Here is a 21257-nt window from a genome sequence, read left to right as displayed (position 1 = left end):
AAAATGACGAACATAAAGAATATTGCAGTTATTGGCGCAGGAACGATGGGTAATGGTATAGCTCACGTTTTCGCTCAAAACGGATTTAAAGTAAATCTGATAGACTTAAAAGAAGAATTTCTTGATAAAGCTTTGATAACAATTTCAGGCAACCTTGATAGGCAGGTAAAGAAAGGTACTATTATTGAAGATGTAAAGAAGCGGACTCTCTCAAATATCACCATGTCAATTAATCTTTCAGATGCTAAAAACTCTGAGCTTGTAGTCGAAGCAGCTACCGAAAATCCGGATATAAAGAAGAAGATATTCATTACTCTTGATGAAGCATGCAAACCCGATGCTATCCTTGCGACTAATACATCATCAATATCTATCACCGAAATTGGTGCTGTGACAAAAAGAGCAGATAAAGTAATCGGTATGCATTTTATGAATCCGGTACCTATGATGAAACTCGTTGAAATAATAAGGGGACTTGCAACTTCTCAGGATGTTTACAACGCCATAGAATCTCTTACTGAGAAAATTGAAAAAGTACCGGTCGAAGTTCAAGACTATCCGGGTTTTGTTTCAAACAGGATATTGATGCCAATGATAAACGAAGCAATTTACTGTGTAATGGAAGGAGTTGCAGAACCCGAGGCAATTGATTCCGTTATGAAACTTGGTATGAATCATCCGATGGGACCTTTGACTCTCGCTGATTTTATTGGGCTGGATGTATGTTTGTTTATTATGGAAGTGCTTCACAATGGGCTTGGTGACACAAAATACAGACCTTGTCCCCTGCTCAAGAAAATGGTAGCAGCCGGATATTTAGGAAGAAAAAGCGGTAAAGGATTTTACGAGTACAACAAATAAACTTTAATATATATAGTTATGAATTTTAATTTAACAGAAGAACAAACTCAGATAAGAGATGCGGCAAGAGATTTTGCGGTAAACGAAATTGCACCGTCTTCAATAGATCGGGATATTAATGCTGAATTTCCAACTGACATAATTAAGCAGCTTGGTGAGATGGGATTTATGGGCATGATGGTTTCTCCTGAATGGGGAGGAGCAGGATTAGATACTGTAAGTTATGTACTTGCAATGGAGGAAATATCTAAGGTGGATGCATCGGTAGGTGTAATTATGTCAGTTAATAATTCACTTGTATGTTTTGGTATTGAAAAATGGGGTACAAGCGAACAGAAAGAAAAGTATCTGAGACCTCTTGCGACTGGTCAGAAACTCGGAGCATTCTGTCTTTCAGAACCTGAAGCCGGCAGCGACGCTACAAATCAGAAAACAGAAGCTGTTAAAGACGGTGATTTTTACGTTTTGAATGGGATGAAGAACTGGATAACAAATGGTACAAAAGCTGATTATTATTTGATTCAGGCACAGACTGATAAAGAAAAAGGCTATAAGGGAATAACTACATTTATTGTTGAACAAGCATGGGAAGGTCTTGAAGTCGGGAAGAAAGAAGATAAACTCGGGATTAGAAGTTCTGATACTTGTACAATCGGATTAAACAACTGCAGAGTTCCGAAAGAAAACATTCTTGGTGAAGAGGGGCTTGGTTTCAAGATCGCCATGGAAACCCTGAACGGCGGTAGAATAGGTATAGCTGCCCAAGCACTCGGTATTGCCGCTGCTTCGCTCGATGCTTCTATTAAATATTCAAAGGAAAGAAAAGCATTCGATGAACCTATTTGCAACCTTCAAGCGATTCAATTCAAGCTTGCTGATATGGCTGTTAATCTTGAAACGGCAAGATTGCTCGTCTTGCAGGCTGCCCTGAAGAAAGACAACAAAGAAAAGTTTGCAAAGGAAGCAGCTCAGGGTAAACTTCTGGCAAGCAAAGTAGCAGTCCAGAATGCACTTGAAGCAATTCAAATTCACGGCGGTTATGGTTACGTCAGAGAGTATCTCGTTGAACGCTATCTTCGTGACGCAAAGATTACAGAAATTTACGAAGGTACGAGTGAGATTCAAAAGATAGTCATTGCCAGAGAGCTTTTAAGAGATTAAATTTTTGTTTCCGTATAAACGAAACCAAAATCTTTATTAAACACAAAACCCTGTCAACGGCAGGGTTTTCTATTTCTACAATCAAAATATGTTTTTAAATATATTTTGTTATACTCTGATGTTTTTACAGTGTACATCAGTTCTTATGTTAAATCCAAAATCTGTAAATAAGTATATTTTGTCATACCATGATACTTTTACAGGGTATCTTCGTTCTTATAATAAATCGAAAATAATCTCTATCCCGTTCATGAGTTTAATAAGTTTAAATCATAACAAATCAGCTCTTCGTTGTAACATCTCTTCTATCAACTAACAACCCTGGACTTTCAATTAAAGTAAATCGTCAGGTACATTCCATACAAGATTTCCTTCATGCGTTATCAATTCAATCTTTTTTGGTATGTAATTTTTCTTTTCATCCTTTATACCGAACCTCTGATAGTTCTCAACTTCACTGCTGAAAATGAATATGAAAGTATCGCGTGATTTCAGTATTGACCTTGTCAAAGGAATCGCCACATCTCCGGTCTTATCCTTTAGCCCTTCAAAAGTATGCTCGTGCTTATCATCAAACCTTAGTGAACATCTTATAAAATCGCTGTCCGAATTGTTAGTTATCCTTAAAGCAAAAGCCCCCTGGTCTTCTGATTTTGATTTTTCCCTTGTGATTTCAAGGTCGATTCGTAGTCCTTTTTCATTCGATACGGGTTTTAGTTCTTTCCATCCCGCCCCGCATGATGAAACGATTAACGATAATGCTAACCAGAGAAATACATTTAATAATATTTTGTTCATTTGAAAATGATTAATTGTTTATATATGCTTAACTACTTTCTGCAATTTATTAACCGCATATTTCAATTGTCCGTCAGTCAAATATGGAGCAGGACCTAACCTCAGAAAATCACCCCTGTAATCTGTTAATATATTAAATTCCCGCAGCTTCCTTGAGATTATTCCTGCATACGATGTTTCGAATGTCATAAACCCGCCTCTGTTTTTCACATCTTTCAATTTAATTATCGAAGGATTTAAATCATACTTTGTAAATTCGCTTTCTATTAAATCCTTTTGATGATTATTGATTGTTTGCAGAAGTTCAGGAGTTAGTTTTTGAGAATTAAAGAATTCAAATACTTTTAATGCTCTGTAATGAGATATAGGGTCATAAGTCGAGCCCTCAAAAGCCCGGCGTTTGTCACCGTAATGAACTTCTCCGGGTATCTTCTTCGTAGATAATGTAGCGAATTCCGCAAACCATCCTGTAATTACCGGTCTGAATACTTCATTCGGAGGAATTCTCATGAAGCAATTCCCTTCCCCCAGTTGTAAGTATTTATAACCCCCGCCGACGAGAAAAGAATTTTCGAGTTTCTCAACTTTAATTGAAAACGGAATTGCGTTTAATACATGATATACATCAACAAGAAGTTTAGCGCCCTGTTTAATGCATACCGATTCAACTTCTGAAAGTCCAGATACGATTGAGGCATCCTGAAACATAACTTTTGACACCATCACAGCAGCAGTTTTATTATCTACTTCATCAACCAGCCTTTCCGGGAGAGTCTCAACGGGATCTCTTTTTACTTTAATAACTTCAATGATATCCTGATTTAATCTATCCAGCTGTCTCCTAATAGTGTGAAATTCTCCGTCTGTAGTAATTATCTTTGTTCTGTTTTTCAAATCAAGAGCCGAAAGAAACCTGAGAATTAAATCATGTGTATTCTGTGCGAGAACGATGTTATCTTTTTCATCATCCAGAAGTTCTGCTAAATGAATCCGGAATTTATCTGCTGCCGCAAATACTTTTTCCCATTTATCGTCGGCAAATTCAGAAGCATCATTCCAGCACTGGATAATCCCCTCTTTGGCGCAATCAGGCTGAGCCTGATGTGAATGCCCTGTTAGCAGAATTCTTTCCGAAACCTTAAAATCTTTATAATATTTCGAAAGCGGATTTACATCATTCGATAAATCTTCAACTCTAATCATTCTTGAACTCCGACCTAATCAGCCATAAATCTTCAAAGATTGGTTTGAATAAAGTGCTCTTTAAATATTGCACACCCTCCGAACCTCCCGTACCTGTTCTTGCTCCGATAGTCCTTTCAACCATCTTAACATGTCTGTACCTCCATTCCTGTAAACCTTCGTCAAAGTCAACGAGAATCTCGCAGAACTGAGCAATAATCGGAAAGTTCTTGTATATATCGAGAAGAACTTCCTGTACTTTCCTGTTAGGCAGAATTTCGGACGTAATATCTCTGTCCGTGATTTCTTCAGGAATGTTAAAATTGTTCTTGAATAAATAGTCCATGAAAACATCCCATACTGTCTTTTCATTGTAACGTTTTCCAAGTTTCTTGAAAGCAATACTCCCTTTCTCAAACCTGTCAAGAGCTTTAATATTCTTTTTCCCAAACATGAATTCAAGTTCACGGAATTGATAAGACTGAAAACCGCTTGCAGACTGTAGATAGTCCCTGAACGAAAGGAATTCCAGCGGTGTCATAGTTTCAAGTATATCAATCTGATGTACAATCACCTTTAGAATGGTGTTCACTCTTTTGAGAGTTTTTATTGCCGTGTTGATATCTCCCTCTCCCAGTTTTTTGTTAAGGTAATCGAGTTCATGAATTATCTGTTTAAACCAGAGTTCATAAGCCTGATGAATAATGATAAAAAGCATCTCATCATGCTCTTCCCTCTCAGAGTGCAGTTTCTGAAGGCTGATTAGCTCATCAATTTTCAGGTATGAAGAATAAGTCAGTTCCATAATATTTATATTTTTGAATCAATTTCCGTAATTTTAGAATAAAAATCTATAGCAAACATTACGTTTTAGTAGAATATTTCTTCTACTCTGCGGTAAAATTCTCTTGCTCTTTTTGTGCTTTGGTGGTGAAATATCTATAGCTCTTAGCAATAAATACTTCTCTGCGTTCTTTGCGGCCTCAGCGGTAAAATTCTCTTGTTCTTTTTGTGCTTTGGTTTTGAAATATCCTTAGCTCTTAGAAATAAATACTTCTCTGCTTTCTTTGCGGCATCAACGGTAAAATTCTCTTGCTTTTTTAGTGTTTTGGTGGTGAATTTTCTTAATCTCTTAGCAATAAATCAATTTCTTCTCTTTATTATTTACAGTTCGCAGTTCTTATGTTATTTCAATTTTTCCAGCTATTCACAATTCACAACTCACTGCTTACTGTTCTTAATCTCTTGCTCTTACCATCTATTCCAAATAAATTGCAGACATGAAGTTTAAAATATATCTCGAATACAACGGCACGAACTACGCAGGCTGGCAGCAGCAAAAAAATGCAAAAACCGTTCAGGGTACTCTGATTGATGCAGTGAAAACCATTTTTAAAAAGTCTAAGGGCGAAAGCAGGTTCATTGACTTGCAGGGCTCGGGAAGAACTGACAGAGGGGTTCATGCACGTGAACAGGTCGCACACCTTGAATGCGAAACGATGCTTGGTCCTGAGATAATCAAGATGAAACTGAACGATATACTTCCATCGGATATAAATATACTTGAAGTCGAGAAAACGCATAATAGGTTTCATGCGCGTCATTCGGCTGAAGCAAGACAGTACATTTATGTAATATCAAAAAGGCGGACAGCATTTGAAAAGCGTTTTGTCTGGTGGGTGAAGGACAAGCTGAACGTGAAAAAGATGTCAGAAGCTGGCAAGCTCTTTGAAGGAATGCACGACTTCGGGTCGTTTTGCGAAAAGAGTGAAGAGGATAAATCAACTAAAGTAAATGTTGAATTCGTGAACATAACTGAAGATACGGATAAGATTTATATAAGAATTAAATCATCTCACTTCCTATGGAAAATGGTAAGACGCCTTGTGGGAGTTTTGGTGGAGGTCGGCAGAGGGAATATGAACGAAAATGATATAAAAGGATTTCTAAAAAACTATACCGATGGGCTTGCGATTTACACTGCTCCCCCATCAGGTCTTTTTCTTGAAAAGATATTTTATTGAAGATTATTTTCACCACTAAAACACAAAAGTCACTAAGAAAAACATTTTAATTTTCTATGTTCTCTCTGCGTTCATTGCTCTTCTCTGCGGACTCTGCGTTAAAAATCTCTATCCTTTATTACTCTATTTTGTTTTTATCCAAAGTCTGCGCCGAGTACTAAGTGTTTCAATATTTAATCCCTTACTTCTACATTCTCTAATTTATAGGTGTTTCATTCTTTTATTGATATTACTATTTTGTTATCAATTATAAATTTTATAATTAACATATGAAAAAACTTTCTGTACTGCTTTTAATTATCACATTTCTTGCAACAAACATAGAAATTGCAAACTCCACATTCTCAATCTGTGCTGTTGACCCCGTCACGGGAGAGGTCGGAAGCGCCGGTGCGTCCTGCATAGCGAACTGCCTTATACTAAGCTATGTGCGTCCCAACTGGGGTGTTGCTCACGTTCAGGCATCATGGACTCAAACGAATTATAACAATGCAAAAAGATTAATGCTGCTCGGATATTCGCCTCAGCAAATCAGAGACTCTGTCGTGCTGCAGGATGGAAACCCAACTGTAAGGCAATACGGATTCGTTGACCTCGTAGGCGGAGGAAGAGTTGCGAATTATACAGGCGTTAACTGCACTAATTATAAAAATCACATAACAGGTCCGACATATTCAATTCAGGGAAATATTCTTCTCGGAAAGCATATACTCGATTCGATGGAAGCACGATTTCTTCGTCAGACAGGAACGCTTGCGGATAAGCTGATGGCAGCACTTCAGGGTGCGAAGGTTGTGGGAGCCGATACAAGATGCACCGGCTCGAACAAATCTTCGATATCATCCTTTTTAAGAATCAGAAAGCAGGGAGATACCGTCGGTACGCAATATCTTGAGCTCGTTGTGGGAAACACCACAGGCAGCAAAGACCCGATTGATTCACTTCAGGTTTTATACAATCAATGGCTTTTAACAAATGTCGGCTCGGCAGGAGAAGAAATGGCTTTAAGTCCCGAACTGTACCAGAACTATCCAAATCCGTTTAATCCGTTGACTAAGATAAAATTCAGCATACCGAATGCATCCTTTGTTTCTTTAAAGATTTATGACATCAACGGCCGAAACGTATCAAACCTTTTAAATGAAAACATGAACCCTGGCGTTTACTACTCCCCTTTCAACGGCGAGAACCTCAGCAGCGGTGTGTATTTCTACACTCTCGAAACTAAAGACTTAGGAACAGGCAAGGTTTTCAAAGAAGCAAGGAAGATGTTAATAGTGAAGTGATTAAAAATAAATTTAGGTTAAACAAAAAGCCCTGATATGTATCAGGGCTTTGTTTTTTATACAAAAAATCTCTTTATATTATTTTCTTAATACAGCTATCTCTTTTACGGCATTAACAGCTGTATCGATATGTTCTTCAGTACTAAAAGGACCGATACTTAAACGGACAGTTCCATGAATTTTATCAGTTCCTAAAACTTTATGAACATTCGGCGCACAATGTAAACCTGTACGGCAGGCAATATTATAGTCAACATCAAGTATTGTACCTACGTCTGCTGCTTCAAAACCCTTTACATTAAAACAAAGTACCGGATTACGATTTTCATTACTATCGGCACAGTATGTTATAACATTTTCAGTATTTTGTATCCCATCCCTGAGTTTTTTCCACAAAATCATTTCTTTGTTATGCACAGATTCTATACCGTTAGAAAGAATCCAATTTACTCCTGCATTCAATCCTGCTACACCAAGAAGATTTAGTGTACCGCACTCAAGACGGTATGGAAATTCTTCAAGATGTGTCTTCTGTGCGGAACGGACACCCGTACCTCCAAATCGTGTACATTTCACAGGTACATTTTCCATTACGTATGAACCACCTATCCCCGTAGGACCCATAAGACATTTATGCCCTGTAAAAACTACAACGTCGATTCCCATGGCTTGCATGTCGATTGGTATAGCACCCGCACTTTGAGTCGTATCTACTATCAGTAATACACCGGCTTCTTTGCATATCTTGCCAATTTCAGCAATCGGCTGAATTGTTCCGATAACATTCGAGCAGTGATTTACCACCACCATCTTCGTGTTTTTAAGTATTGCTTTCTTAATATCGTCAGGATTAATATATCCTTGTTCATCGAACGTGATGTGAGTAACCTTAATGAGTCCGTCAATTTCCAGATGATGTAAAGGACGCAGGACAGAATTATGTTCAAGCATTGTAGTTATAACGTGGTCTCCCTGCATTGCTAATCCCTGAATTATCATATTAAGAGAATCACTTGCGTTATAACTGAAAGTTAACCTGTTTACATCGCTTCCGGCATTGAAGAAATCAGTCAATAGTTTACGTGTGCCCATTACCATCTCTTCGGCTTTAATGGCATCGTCAAATCCTGACCTTCCGGGGCTGACTCCATTTTCCCTGTAAAAACTATCCATGAATTTATACACACTGTCAGGTTTAGGATATGTTGTTGCGGAATTATCGAGATATATTATTTTATTCATAATAGTAATTTAGCTTTTATATGATTTACGTTTTAATTTTTATTTTTCAAGAACAATTGCGTCTGCAACAATTTCAGAAAGGGTTTTTACCTGCACCCCAAGCTTAAACTTATTTTCAATCTGCATCAGCTGGTCAACACAATTATGACAGGGCGTTACTACAACTGATGCCCCCGTTTTACGTATCTGCTCTGCTTTTATCTCTGCAATTTTCATTCGCCGCTCATTATATTCACTCATTGCAAGCTGGCCTCCCCCTCCTCCGCAGCAAAAATTTTCTGTGCCGCTCGGAGTCATTTCAATAAACCTGCTGGCTGCATGTTTCAGAATGTATCGCTGCTGTTCGATAATGCCGCCTTCCCTCACTAAATTACACGGATCGTGAAGCGTTATTATCTCCTTATTCATTTCTTTGTCAAGTTTTATCTTCCCATTTTGTATATATTCTGCAATTAACTCAACTGAAGTGAGTACATCAAAAGGATATGACTTTTGAATATAATTTGGTCCTTCCCAGCGGAACGCTCTTGAACCGTGACCGCATTCAGCAAGCACACAACGATTTGCATTTAATTTCAGCACTTCGTCATATAATCTTTGGGAAATTGTTTTTGCCTCATCAGGGTTGGACGTAAAATAAGCGTAGTTTGTAACGTCATACATTGCAGTTGACAGCGTCCAGCTTTCTTTTGCCGCATAGAATATCTTTGCCATCGCTGTAATTGAAAGCGGGAAAAATTTCGGCTCGCGCGGATTTAGTGTATAAAGTACATTAACATCAGGTACATTAAGCGGTATTGAAGCCTGTGGGTCGTCCACCTCGGCTTTAAGTTCATCTTCTAACCACGATAATGTATCAGTGAATTCTTCTGTCGGAATAGACATATTATTACCCGAGTTAATCGCAGCATTAACCGTCGATTGCAGTGACGCGGGAACAAGGTCCATCGCTGAAAGCATTCCTCTTCCCTGTCTTACGAGGTAGGCAATATCAATGCCTATAGAACAATGCTTAGTGCATCGTCCGCATAATGTACACGAACCGAACAACTGGTCTGTCATTTCTTCGGTCATTGCTTCATCTAACTCCCTCGCACCCGTAAGCCCGGGAAAGTGTTTTCCCGTAAATGTACAATAACGCCTGTAAAGGGAAGAGATTAGTTCTACCTTGTGAGCGGGAATGTATTTCTCTTCTTTTGTCGCGAGATAATATAAACAACTCTCCGCACACAGCCCGCAATGAACGCAGCTGTTAAGGTATGAAATAAGTTTACTGTCTTGTTTTTCTGAAAAAACCTTAAGAGCTTCATCTCTTTTTTCATTTATATTTTTCATCCGATATGCCCCCTGCTTTTTAATGGCCAGATTCCCCGCCATCCATAGAAAAATCCAAGATGATAACGCGCAGCAAAAAAATACAATGAATGCTTAAGCTTTCCAAGAGGCAGATATAGAAACAATAAACTGATGCATATAAAATAGTAAGGTGAAAAAGATTCTTCCACAAGCACAATCAGAGTCAATATCTGAAAACCCGTAACTATCAAATTTGATACGTAGTCGTCAGGATTAGAAAGATTTCTTAGTTTTCCTAATACAATTCGTTTCACAAATATACCCAAACCGCTCAGACTTGATGCAGCTAAAAAACATACTAAAATCCATTGTATTGTATTTGTAAAACCGATATCAAAAAGTAACAATAAGTAAAGAGCAAAACATACAAAAGTACCCGTATGATACAGAAGACCTGCTGTATATGTCGGTAAATGTAAAAATGCAGACTCTTTTTTTAACGGGTTCATTGCTCCCGTAAAAGAATAACCTATTGCAGCATTAAGGTTGCCTCTTTTAGCAGAATAATCTTTCGGTGAGCCAAGTCTGATTAGCCTTAAAAAATGATAGCTCAATACTATAAGACAAATCAGAAATGCTGAAAGTGAAATTGCTTTATATAAAGTCATATTAATTCAATTTTTCTAAACACATCCATCAGGTTTTGGTAAACCTGCAACCCGGCATGCACCGCGAGCAGGACCAAGGGGAAACAACTCATATATTTCTTTCAACCTGACGCCTGTTACCTGACAAATAGACCGAATCATTGGTGCCATACCTTTTTCTTCCCAATTTTTGCGTATAAAATTTACAATTGCCCAGTGTTTTTCGGTCAGCTCTCCGATTCCGTCATACTTAGCAAATAATTTTGCCACTTCTTCATTCCAGATAAGGGGGTCTGATAAAAATCCGTCACCATCCACCTGAAATACTTTTCCATCTATTTCCATATTGTAATTGATTTGAGGGTAATAAATTTTAAATGAGATATCTAATAATAATCATTTAACATAGTAATAATATATTAAATATTAAATTCACAAATTAATAATTTCGCAGGCATCTATGTCACCTACTCACTTATTCACCTACTCACTGCTCTTAACTCACCTACTCACTGCTCTTAACTCACCTACTCACCTATTCACCTACTCACTGCTCTTAACTCACCTACTCACTCCTCTTTAAAGCTGTCATCCCCGAGTGATCTTATCGGGGATCTTATCCTATTCCTGTCCTCACTCCGTCACGCGTCACGCTGTCACGGCTCTTTCATCACAGTTTACTGCCATTTCTCCTTTCACGGATGTTGCATTTCATAGCAAATAATACGAATAAAATAATTATTTTTATCTTGCAATAGAAAATTTAAAGGTGGAGGAATATGGAATTACAGATTTTTATGCATAGAAATGAGATGATAATTCTGGGAACTTATTTTAGATTATTATGACATAGTCGTTGAAATATAAATTGTTTTCAATATTGCTATTAACGCTATGAAACGGAAAAATGCCTTTTATTCTGTTTTATAAACCAAGGATAGCGTAAATCCTGTAAACCTTGAGAAAAGAATAAGGAAGGACAGTAATGGAAAGGCTAATTATGCAGAAGAGTTATGAAAAATGATAACAAAAATGAAAGGATAAATATATTATAAAGAGTATGGTTTTTGTTAAATGAGGTTGGATAATCTTTTTGAATTAATTGCAGAATTCAATAAAGTTGATATTAGTTTTTATGACGTCTTGCAAATAATTTTGCTTTAATATCTATAATTTTCCTAATATCATCGCCACTGATTTTAGGAATTGCAGATTTTAAAATAAAATAATTATATTTATTACAGATATCTAAAATTGAAGACTTATTGGAAAATTCTCTTGTGTAGTTCTTGAATTCATTTCTCGAAATTGTTGCATAAGGGATTGGAAGTTGTTTAAATTCATTTGGTGTTAATTCTAAAACACCGCCCCCGTAGAATCTTCCATTTAACTCACTGAATAAAAGGGTTAATGAATTGTAAAAGGAAAATACTAAATCTTGAATGTTGTAGCCATTTCTCATTGTAACTAAATAAGCACTATCGGTTGCATAAACTTTAGCTTTGTTTATAATTAATTTTGGGTATTCGTGGCAACGCTTAAAAAATAAACCATCGGAAGGAGTTTGAATATTCGGTATTGAATACCAGTTTTTACGAATTGAAGTTTTATACCTGTTCTGTATTCCCAACTTTACTCCAATTTTTAAATACTCCCCAATTTGATTATTTTTATCTATGACATTTAAATCAATTAAATATATAGGCTTACTTTCTTTTCTTAAATCATTAAAATCTTTTTTCCTGAACAAAACACTACCATTAACAAAGAATCCTTTTTGAATAATTGGTTTAACATAATTATATAATGAATAACGATTAACTGTCTCTTCGTCAACTATGAAATAATCATTTGCTGCAGTAACAATTCCCGCTTTTGAAGAACAATAATGATTTACAGTTTTAAATTTATCCTTTAATCTTTGAATTAACTCAATTTCGTCGTTTTCTAAATGATGATAAGTCCATTTTGATTCTTTAATGTCTATTCTTTTAGAAAGAGCAAAGTTCTTTTTCTCTAGGTCTTCAACTTTGTTAATGTTGGCAAAGAACAATCCTTTATTAATTGATTTTCTTTCACATATTAAAAGTAAAGTGTCCTGGCCTTTGCATTCTTTAAAAAGTAATTCATTGAATGTGAAAATTTCGACTCGTTCAAATTCTTTTAATATTAATGCTCTTAATTCGGTTGAAAACTTAACCTGCATAAATTCAGAAGGTAGTATTAAAGCTAATATACCGATATCATCTACAAATTTAATACATCGTACAAGAAAAGCTGTCCAAATATTATTTATCTTATGATTTGACAATAACGAATCATTATGAATTTCTTCACATAGCCGAATTTGTTTTTGGGTAAGAAACTTTTTCTTTATATAAGGTGGATTACCAACAACCAAAGAAAAGGTTTTTTTGCTATCTTTCTGAAACTTTAAAAAATCTTCATTTATAAGTTTTAGTCGTTTGCTTATAATTTCTTTACCAAGTTTATCTAATTCTTTTCTATTGATTTCAACAGCAAATAATGATTTAATTCTGTTATATAAGTCATGATGTTTAAATATAGATTTTACAAAAACACCGTCACCTGCACTTGGTTCTAAAATTGACAAATATTTAGTTTTAAGAATTAAGGATACGTGATTAATCAAGAAATCAGTAATTAATTTTGGTGTGTAGTATGAGCCAGTTTTCTTTTGATTCAACTTCTTTTCACTTGAGATTCTGTATAAGGGATATAATTTGAATTCATATCTGCTAATAAATCAAAATACATCTTTGCCATGTCCCTAAATAAATTACAAAGATCAGAATCAGTTATTTTAGAATTGCAAATGTTGTCTATTAAGTTGTTAATATTAGTTAGTTCCACAAAAATAATGTTAATTATTGTATATTCTTTTCGTTCTAGCAACAGCTGTGGTCTATTTAAAAATAACTTTTCAATTATATAATTTGCTGATATATTTTTCCCTTCTAATTTATAATTAGTTTTTTCAGACCATTCTAATATTGTTGAATAGTCAATTTGGCTGGGATCCGGGTAACATTTTTGAGACCATGTATTATCAGGTTCATTTGGCCAATCATTACTTTTGAAACAATTACAAATAGAACAAGAAAAGAACAAATTTGACCATTCATTTTCCAAGGCGGGAAAAAGACTTTTTGGTCTATAATGTTCAACATGAAAATTTCTTATTCCACCAAATTTTTTCTCAATAATTGTGCAATATACACATTGATTTTTACATTCCACGGATATTGGATGCTTCCAATCTGAATAATCACCTGTTTTGGGTTTATTTTTAATCTCTTTTTTTATCTGATAATACTTCATTGATTTTGCTTCTTTATATAATCCTCAATTTTGCTCTTAAAATCTTTGATTTCATTTAAATTCTTTTCAAGTTTCCTTATATACTCTTCATGCGAAATTGCATCAGAAGCAAAATGAGGAATTTGCAAATCTAATTGTAATCCCTTTGCTTCGGTCTTATCTCTATCCGTAGCATTGCCCAAAGCAATGATTTCTGCTAACTCCGATAGTCTTTCTAATTTGTCCCTATTAAGTTTATAAAAATTCTCTCCAGATTTCACGAACATTCGAACATATGTTTCAATATTTGAAGTAAATTTTGGTCTTTCAATAATGTCATAAGTAATAGCTTTCACATCATTCATTGCTTCAACAGAATAATTAGTTAACCCAAAAATTGGTAGATCCTTAAAATTTCCCCAAATATTATTAATTATTTGATTTCCAAGGAAAGGTGAGAAATATTTTTCTTTAACTTTATTTTCATTCAATTTCTGATCAATTACAATTACTCCCAAATCATTTTCAATAATCCATGATCTGTATTCATCTAACTTCTCGAATGGTTGCGTCGCAATTAAAGACCAATCCTGAAATTCATCGGTTAAGACACTCCTGATAGCATTTGATGTTGTTTCAAGGACATCTGTTCTGTCATCTATTATTCCAATTGATTTCATATATTATAAATTATAAATTATTATTTTGGTAACCAAATATTAAATTTTGCCCCTTTTAATTCTTCATCTTTATTAAGAGTAATTTCGCCTTCCATCTCATCTACAATTGATCTGACAATAGTCAAACCTAATCCTGTCCCGCTTCTTTGATCTGATTTGCCGATTTTTGTTGTAAATAGAGGATCCCATATACTATTAATGAATTCTTTTGCAACGCCCGGTCCACTATCTGAAACAGTCAAGGAGAATCCTTTTTTATCATTAATATATTCATTCTTTAATGTTACTTTAATTACTCTATTTCTTTTACTATTTGGAACAGCACTATATGCGTTTGTCAAGAGATTAAGGATAATAGATTCAATATCCATTGGGTATGTTTTTGCAACAACATTTTCTATCTCTTTTATTAGTTCAACTCCAATTCCGTCAAGACTGGGTTTTATTTGATCTAAAACTTTATTAATTATCGGTTTAATCCTTCTCTCACGCTTTACCCTCTTTTCTTTTTCAACTCTTGATAAAGCAAATGTGCCCCAACCAGAGATTATTTTAGAATGTTGAATTGCCTTATCAAGTTCAATTAATGCAATTTCAATATCTGGGTTTTTTTTGGAAAGATAACTTCTTGAAGTTTTTGCTGCTAATTTAAATTCATTAATTGAACTTTCTGTCTCATGACCAAATACTGCAGATGCAATACCAAGAGTAGCCAAAGCACTTAATACTCTTTTTTCTTCTAGTAGTTCTTCAATTGTTCTTTCTGTCTCCTCAATAGCTTCATTAACTCTTATAACAGTGTTTGAAATAGAGCTTCCTTTATAGTCTTTATGCTTACTGAGATATTGTTTTACACTTTCTAAATCATTAACAACGGAATTCAATTTTTCGGTAATATAATGAATGCTATCATGAGCTGGTTTCTTTTCTGGTTTTTTAGAAGTCTCTTTTATTATTTCATATCTATAAGTTTCAAGTAACCTAATCGTTGATAAGATTAAAGCTCTTAAATCCTCAAAAGCTTCATTTTCAACTAATCCTTCTCTCGATGCACTATCATTAATTTTAGGGTTTTCATCTCGTGATACATTTACAAAACCTACCAATTGATTTGGTGTAATTTTATAACTTGGTCTGCTTATTCCAGCAGGATCTTCTGCTTTTCTAGCACCGAGCCCCATCCAATCAAAACCAAATTCACTATTTACAAATCCGTAAGGTTTAACAGCAATATTATCTCGATAGATTTTAACCCCAGCATTGATATTTAGGAAAGTTCTTAAATCGCTTAATTTAAAAGAAGTACCTTCTAACAAAGCGGCTTTTCTTGGAAAAAATAAAAGTTTAATATCAACAGGTCCTGTATTAAGAGAACCTGCATACTCTGATTGCATAAATTGATCTCTGTTAATGATTCTTATTTTATTTCTTCTTGCATCTATCTTATTTTTGTATTCATAAATTAATTCTTCTTTCCCATCATAATGCAAGGTTACTTCGATTTCTGCGACTTCATAAATTGCAGTTTTGACTTCTTTAGGAATTGATGGGTCAATGTCATTAATTAATCTAATCTGAAATTCACTGTCATCATGCGATAGAGGGGTAAAAAAAGATAGCTCTCTATACAAATCATTAATGTTTTCTTTTGTCCACTCTTGTCTAAGGTTCTTAATAATTATTTCAGTGCCCGTTTCAGATAATTCATCTTCTTTTTGTGGAATTTTAATAGTAGGATTTTCTAATTCTATTAATTCAATATCAGTCACTACTTTCTTGTCAACATCAAATTCATCCCATTTAACTTCTATTCCAATAACTTTCTCATTTTTTGATTTAGTTATCATATTAAGGTTTGAACCTAATCTGTCCGCAGCTATTCTTCCTATTCCTTTTTCTCCAGTTTTTCTTCTTCCTAAAGTGCTATTTTTGTTTTTCTTCTTCTCGGAAAAACCAATCCTTAACCAATTGTCTTCTAATTCAGTATCGGTCATACCAAAACCATTATCTGCTACCCTAATAATATCTTTTGTTTCTCTGGAATATATCTCAACTTCAACTATTTTAGCATCTGCATCATAACTATTTTTAATCAATTCAATTAATGCCGTAGTATGGTCCTTAATACTATCTCGACCCAATTGAAGTATTACCCGCGCATCTATAGAAAACTTTTTACTCATTATTTTATTAAGTAATTTTAACTAGTTTATTTATCAATTTATCCAGTGAAATATTATTTTTTGACAAAGTTTATTTTCTCATTAAAATTGTTTAAAAATAAATTAAACTTAATTCTTATACAATTCAGAACAGACTTATATACATGAATTCTATTTTCATTTATCAGATAATTTTGTTTTATGTAATTTTACAATTAAGATACATTTATAAACTGTCTTTCATTACACTATTTATTCTTCTTTACTATAAGAATTGGTTCGGTGTATTTCTTATATAATTCGAAGAGGAATTCGAGGCGTGAGAGTTCGTTTGGGAAGGGCTGGGGACGATAGCAGAGGTCGACGGCTTTGTCGAGTTTGTTATGAGCGTCAACGAGTTTCTTTGGCATAGAGAGCGGGTCGTAGAGGTTGGCGAGTGATTCGTTTTTGAATTCATCACGGACGGATAAGAGATTACCGACTGCTTCTTCAACTCTTTTTGTCTTTTCTTCTGATGGATTATCCGGCCAAGGATAATTATTATATACTAAATTATTTGAATATCTATAGTCACTTTTCATTCTTCCGCAAATTTGTCTAACCCAAGCCATATGCATAGTAGATGTTATAACTCCAAAATGATAATAATTTGCATTTGGAATTACACTACAAGTGTTGTTTACAATATTATCTTTGCTTAAAAACGCTATCGGTATAAATTTTCTATTTTCAGAGGATGTTAATGGTATCAGAATAAAATCTGATTTAGGTTGTCTTATTTCACCAAAAAGGTACGGATATGATGATAATTTTCTTGTCGCCTCACGATTACTTTTCAACCTATAAGTTTTTACTTTTTGAATTCTCTTTTCAACTTCGGGTAATTCCTTTATTTCGGATGGTTTTATATCTTCCAACCATAAACACCAACGTTTTTCATTATGTAAGAATTCACGACCGCTTATCAATGGTTTAATGAATTTAATTGCATTGGGTTCGTCTTTTAGAAATTGATTTTTTTCTTCATCTGTAAACAGAAAATTACCATCGTCGTTAGGCATACTTCCGAATGTTATATCTGGAACATCACAAAGAGAATTATTGCGAGATAGAAATAATAAATTATCACTATCAACTAAATACGGATTAATCCTATTTGTTTTAATTTCGACAGGGTCTGCTTTTATGTCTTCGTAATCGAATAATCTTTTGTTCTTTGTGTCATAATTTGCAAAACCGATAATAATCACGTGAACAGCGGCTTTTCCTTTTGCTTCGTTATCCCATTTAAAAGTGCGATGTGCAAAATCTATATGAATATTCTGGCTTAATAAATATGACCATAGAATCCCGACTTGTTCTCCCTGAGAAATAGAATTAGTAGAAACGAATGCAACTTTGATATTTACATTTTTAATATACTCAGTTGCCTTTATATACCATGCACAAACATAATCAAGAACACCATAATTTTTAATTCCATTGAATATTAAATCCATATCTTTATTCTGTTCCTCATCTCGTCTTTTCTTACCTATAAACGGCGGATTTCCGAGTATGTAACTGCATTGTTCTTTGAGGATTATGCTGTTCCAATCGAATCGGAGTGCGTTTCCATTGACTATATGAGGGGATTTTTTTAAAGGGATACGTGCAAAGTATTCGCCGAACTCAATCGAGAGTTTTGTGTTCATCTGGTGGTCTATGAGCCACATTGCGACTTCGGCAATGCGTGAGGGGAATTCTTCGATTTCGATACCGTACATACAGTCAACGTCTATTTTGCTTATTTCTTTAGCCTCAAAACGCATTTGAATGTTTGATTCTATTATCTCGCCTTGTTTTCCATCAGACAATATTTCTTTGCGGGAGAAAGTAAATAAGTGTTTTAATATTTCTAATTCGAGCAATCTTAATTCGCGATATGCAATTATGAGAAAGTTTCCACAGCCGCATGCAGGATCGAGAAATTTTAATGATGCAATTTTATCGTGAAAAAGACGGAGTTTGTTTTCGTTTGATTTGCATTTTTCAAATTCTTCTTTTAATTCATCGAGAAATAGACCGTTTATAACTTTCAGTATATTCTTTTCGGATGTATAGTGAGCGCCGAGGTCGCGACGTTTTTGTTTATCCATGACAGATTGAAATAAAGAGCCGAATATAGCAGGAGAAATTTTGCTCCAATCGAAAGAACAACATTCGAGAAGAATATTTCTCATGTCCGAATCGCATGAAGGAATTTCGAGGTACTCTTTATACAAATCGCCGTTGACGTAAGGGAAGGCATTAATATCCTCGTCGAGATTTACCTGTCTTTTATCTTCATGAGTGTTTAGAATCTGGAAAATATGAGAAAGCTGGCTGCCGAGGTCGGAGCCATCTGTTTTAGTTTTATTGCGAATATAATAATCAAAATGTCCGCGGGGGAAAATACCTGTATCATCGGCAAAAAGACAGAACAGGATTCTAACGAGCAGGACTTCAAGTTTGTGTCCTTCGTAGTTATTGCTTTTCAGAGCGTCGTGCAGTTTGCCCATAAGATTAGCGGCAAGAATATTTACAGGGTCTTCATCTTTATAAGTCTGTTTTTTTACGCCGAGTATGAAATCGAAATGATGAATGTTTTTGTGAAGATCATCCAGAGTGAAATCATGCTCTGTGTTTTCTTCGAGATTGTACAAACGGAAACGATTGAAATCTGAAACGAGAACATATTTGGGAAGCTCTTCTTCTTTAATACCCGGGAAATAATCGAGTGCCTGAGTGTATGCACGGTCGAGGTTTTTGCCTTTAGATTTGTGCTCGATTAAAAGAACACCTTTCCAGAATAAATCTATGTAGCCCTGCTTATCTCCGAGTTTTTTAACGGGTTCTTCGAAAGAGGCAACACGCTTGCGTGAGATACCAAAAATGGAAAAGAATTCATCCCAGAAGGTTTTCGCTTCTGCTTTTTCGCTGATTTGATTTTCCCACTCTTTAGAAAATTCAAGCGCACGTTTTTTAACTTCGTTCCAACTAAGAGGCATATGCTGTTATTGGTTTATTTAAAATAGTAATTTTATTTTTTAGAAGTTATGGAATAGAGTTTTTTATCTTTATAAATTTATAATCTGTCTGCATGGTGCTTTGTTGCAATTTGAATGAAATTTGTCAATATTCAAGTTTAATTTTCTATGTCAAATCTACATCTTTTATCAATAAATGTATCTCAAAAAAATACGTTGAAATAATTGAATCTTTTTGATAAGTTATCAAATAAATAAAAGATATATTTTAATTTAGTTATTTATTTCTTTGAACAATTATTTTAAATAATTGAATGATAAAATTGTATTATGATTACCAATCCTAACATTCCTGTATTTTTTGAAATAAATGAAATAGAAGATTATCTTAAATCATTACCATCTAACAAACTTAAATTAGACTATCTGAAAGAACTTTATTCCGAATTCATTTTTGTATGTTATAGAGTACAAGACAAAAATCTTGGTAATTATATAAAATCTAAAAACCTGGGACACAAATTCTTTCCGATACCATATATTCCCAGTACAGATAAATACCAGACACACATTTCAATGTCAGAATATATAAAGTTTTTAAGATTAATAGATGGAAAACTCCTGCCATTCGTTCGAAAGGAAATCAAAAAACTTGATAAATCATTTAAGGAAAACCATAGTCTGATAATAAAAGACTATCCCGTATTTAATTTTAATAAGGAAAAGATACTACAATACATTGATACGTTGACTATAGATAAATTAGGCTATATCTATTTTATGATTCGTAATAGAACAGAATATTTTCATGGGTTGCATTCAAAAAAGATGACACCTCAAGAAATAGATATATTACTTAATGAGGATGATTTATATAGTGAGTTGAAAAGATTACAATACACATTGGAAAGATTCCCGGAACGTATGAATGAGAAAAACATTCTCAATACAAATACTGAAAAAGATGAACCTGAATTATTTAAAATTGACAAATCATTATGCAGATTTGATATCATCGGAATAAAAGAAATTGCTAAAAATAAAGGAAACTCACAGGATGCAATAATTTATTTGATGCATGTAAAAAAGGAAGCATTGCAGAATGAAAATTTAATCCCGAATGGTGCTATACAATCATTATTGAGATATCTTGCAATTGAAATTGATTTCTACAAAGAGAAGCAAAAAATGGAAAATGAATCATTTGCTAAACAATCGTCTGTTGCAGCCGCTCCTCTTGAACCTAAAAAAGACACTATCCGTCTTCATTGGCAAGGCGACGATGTTCTTCTTCCGTATTTAATGAAACAATTGTTTGATGAAGGATTTATTAACAGCAGTGATTATGAATTAAGAAGAGATTTTATTGAACAATCGTTTTACAAGAAAAACAAAGCTATTTATTCTGCAAAAGAAGCCGGTACTGCTGAGTCAAACTATAAATTAAACAAAAATAATAAGCCGAGTAAATCCCATAAAGTTGAGAGAGTTATTGACTCACTTAAATCAAAAAGAGATGAATTAAGCGAAAAGAAGACTCCCCTCTCTAAAAAGAAGTAATACATAATATCACTCTAATCCCAATGTTG

General features: G+C 34.4%; 17 protein-coding genes. 5 read left to right on the top strand and 12 right to left on the bottom strand.

Annotation, left to right across the window (positions count from 1 at the left end):
• Positions 1-3: 3 nt before the first annotated feature.
• Together WC644_04885 and WC644_04880 are read left to right on the top strand one after the other, a co-directional pair.
• Entirely contained in the window at positions 4-861 is an 858-nt protein-coding gene (locus WC644_04885; GenBank protein ID MFA5011271.1) for a 3-hydroxybutyryl-CoA dehydrogenase, read from the top strand.
• An 18-nt stretch (positions 862-879) separates the two neighbouring features.
• Positions 880-2022, top strand: coding sequence for an acyl-CoA dehydrogenase (locus WC644_04880; protein MFA5011270.1), 1143 nt, complete (start codon positions 880-882; stop codon positions 2020-2022).
• A gap of 333 nt (positions 2023-2355) precedes the next feature.
• Here WC644_04880 and WC644_04875 read toward each other — a convergent pair whose 3' ends face one another.
• Genes WC644_04875 through WC644_04865 form a run of 3 tightly spaced genes read right to left on the bottom strand, consistent with a single transcriptional unit; the run spans position 2356 to position 4807 of the window.
• Positions 2356-2820, bottom strand: a complete 465-nt coding sequence (locus WC644_04875) for a hypothetical protein (protein MFA5011269.1) — start codon at positions 2818-2820, stop codon at positions 2356-2358.
• Between the two features lie 18 nt (positions 2821-2838).
• Entirely contained in the window at positions 2839-4023 is a 1185-nt protein-coding gene (locus WC644_04870) for a kynureninase (GenBank protein MFA5011268.1), read from the bottom strand.
• Positions 4016-4807, bottom strand: a complete 792-nt coding sequence (locus WC644_04865) for a tryptophan 2,3-dioxygenase family protein (GenBank protein MFA5011267.1) — start codon at positions 4805-4807, stop codon at positions 4016-4018. The genes WC644_04870 and WC644_04865 overlap by 8 nt, the downstream gene beginning before the upstream one ends.
• A 475-nt stretch (positions 4808-5282) precedes the next feature.
• Between WC644_04865 and truA the strand changes: the two genes are divergently transcribed.
• Together truA and WC644_04855 are read left to right on the top strand one after the other, a co-directional pair.
• Positions 5283-6026, top strand: coding sequence for a tRNA pseudouridine(38-40) synthase TruA (truA, locus tag WC644_04860; GenBank protein MFA5011266.1), 744 nt, complete (start codon positions 5283-5285; stop codon positions 6024-6026).
• 269 nt (positions 6027-6295) lie between these two features.
• Positions 6296-7312, top strand: a complete 1017-nt coding sequence (locus WC644_04855; protein ID MFA5011265.1) for a DUF1028 domain-containing protein — start codon at positions 6296-6298, stop codon at positions 7310-7312.
• 78 nt (positions 7313-7390) lie between these two features.
• Here WC644_04855 and WC644_04850 read toward each other — a convergent pair whose 3' ends face one another.
• The 9 genes from WC644_04850 to WC644_04810 form a co-directional block, all read right to left on the bottom strand.
• Positions 7391-8554, bottom strand: coding sequence for an aminotransferase class V-fold PLP-dependent enzyme (locus tag WC644_04850; GenBank protein MFA5011264.1), 1164 nt, complete (start codon positions 8552-8554; stop codon positions 7391-7393).
• A 39-nt stretch (positions 8555-8593) separates the two neighbouring features.
• Positions 8594-9889, bottom strand: coding sequence for a (Fe-S)-binding protein (locus WC644_04845; GenBank protein ID MFA5011263.1), 1296 nt, complete (start codon positions 9887-9889; stop codon positions 8594-8596).
• Complete coding sequence (locus WC644_04840) at positions 9886-10518, bottom strand: hypothetical protein (GenBank protein ID MFA5011262.1); 633 nt, start codon at positions 10516-10518, stop codon at positions 9886-9888. The genes WC644_04845 and WC644_04840 overlap by 4 nt, the downstream gene beginning before the upstream one ends.
• A gap of 15 nt (positions 10519-10533) precedes the next feature.
• Entirely contained in the window at positions 10534-10842 is a 309-nt protein-coding gene (locus WC644_04835) for a TusE/DsrC/DsvC family sulfur relay protein (GenBank protein MFA5011261.1), read from the bottom strand.
• Between the two features lie 781 nt (positions 10843-11623).
• Positions 11624-13204: an N-6 DNA methylase gene (locus WC644_04830; GenBank protein MFA5011260.1), complete on the bottom strand. Its 1581-nt coding sequence runs from the start codon at positions 13202-13204 to the stop codon at positions 11624-11626.
• The gene (locus WC644_04825) at positions 13201-13839 is read right to left on the bottom strand and encodes an HNH endonuclease (GenBank protein ID MFA5011259.1); all 639 of its coding nucleotides are present in this window, start codon (positions 13837-13839) and stop codon (positions 13201-13203) included. Before WC644_04825 ends, WC644_04830 begins: the two co-directional genes overlap by 4 nt.
• The gene (locus WC644_04820) at positions 13836-14498 is read right to left on the bottom strand and encodes a hypothetical protein (protein ID MFA5011258.1); all 663 of its coding nucleotides are present in this window, start codon (positions 14496-14498) and stop codon (positions 13836-13838) included. The genes WC644_04825 and WC644_04820 overlap by 4 nt, the downstream gene beginning before the upstream one ends.
• Positions 14499-14518: 20 nt before the next feature.
• Positions 14519-16681 carry a sensor histidine kinase gene (locus WC644_04815; GenBank protein ID MFA5011257.1) on the bottom strand — a complete coding sequence of 721 codons (2163 nt, stop codon included), beginning with the start codon at positions 16679-16681 and terminating at the stop codon, positions 14519-14521.
• Positions 16682-16908: 227 nt separating this feature from the next.
• Positions 16909-19689, bottom strand: a complete 2781-nt coding sequence (locus tag WC644_04810; protein ID MFA5011256.1) for a DNA methyltransferase — start codon at positions 19687-19689, stop codon at positions 16909-16911.
• A 309-nt stretch (positions 19690-19998) separates the two neighbouring features.
• On the opposite strand from WC644_04810, the gene WC644_04805 reads away from it, so the two are divergent.
• Positions 19999-21228 (top strand): hypothetical protein, encoded by a 1230-nt coding sequence (locus tag WC644_04805; GenBank protein ID MFA5011255.1) that lies wholly within the window; start codon positions 19999-20001, stop codon positions 21226-21228.
• Positions 21229-21257: the final 29 nt, after the last annotated feature.

The organism is Ignavibacteria bacterium, assembly GCA_041649015.1.
Lineage (GTDB): Bacteria > Bacteroidota > Ignavibacteria > Tepidaquicellales > Tepidaquicellaceae > CAIKZJ01.
The sequence above is the reverse complement of the archived record's forward strand: the minus strand, read 5'-3'. Positions and strand labels throughout refer to the sequence as shown.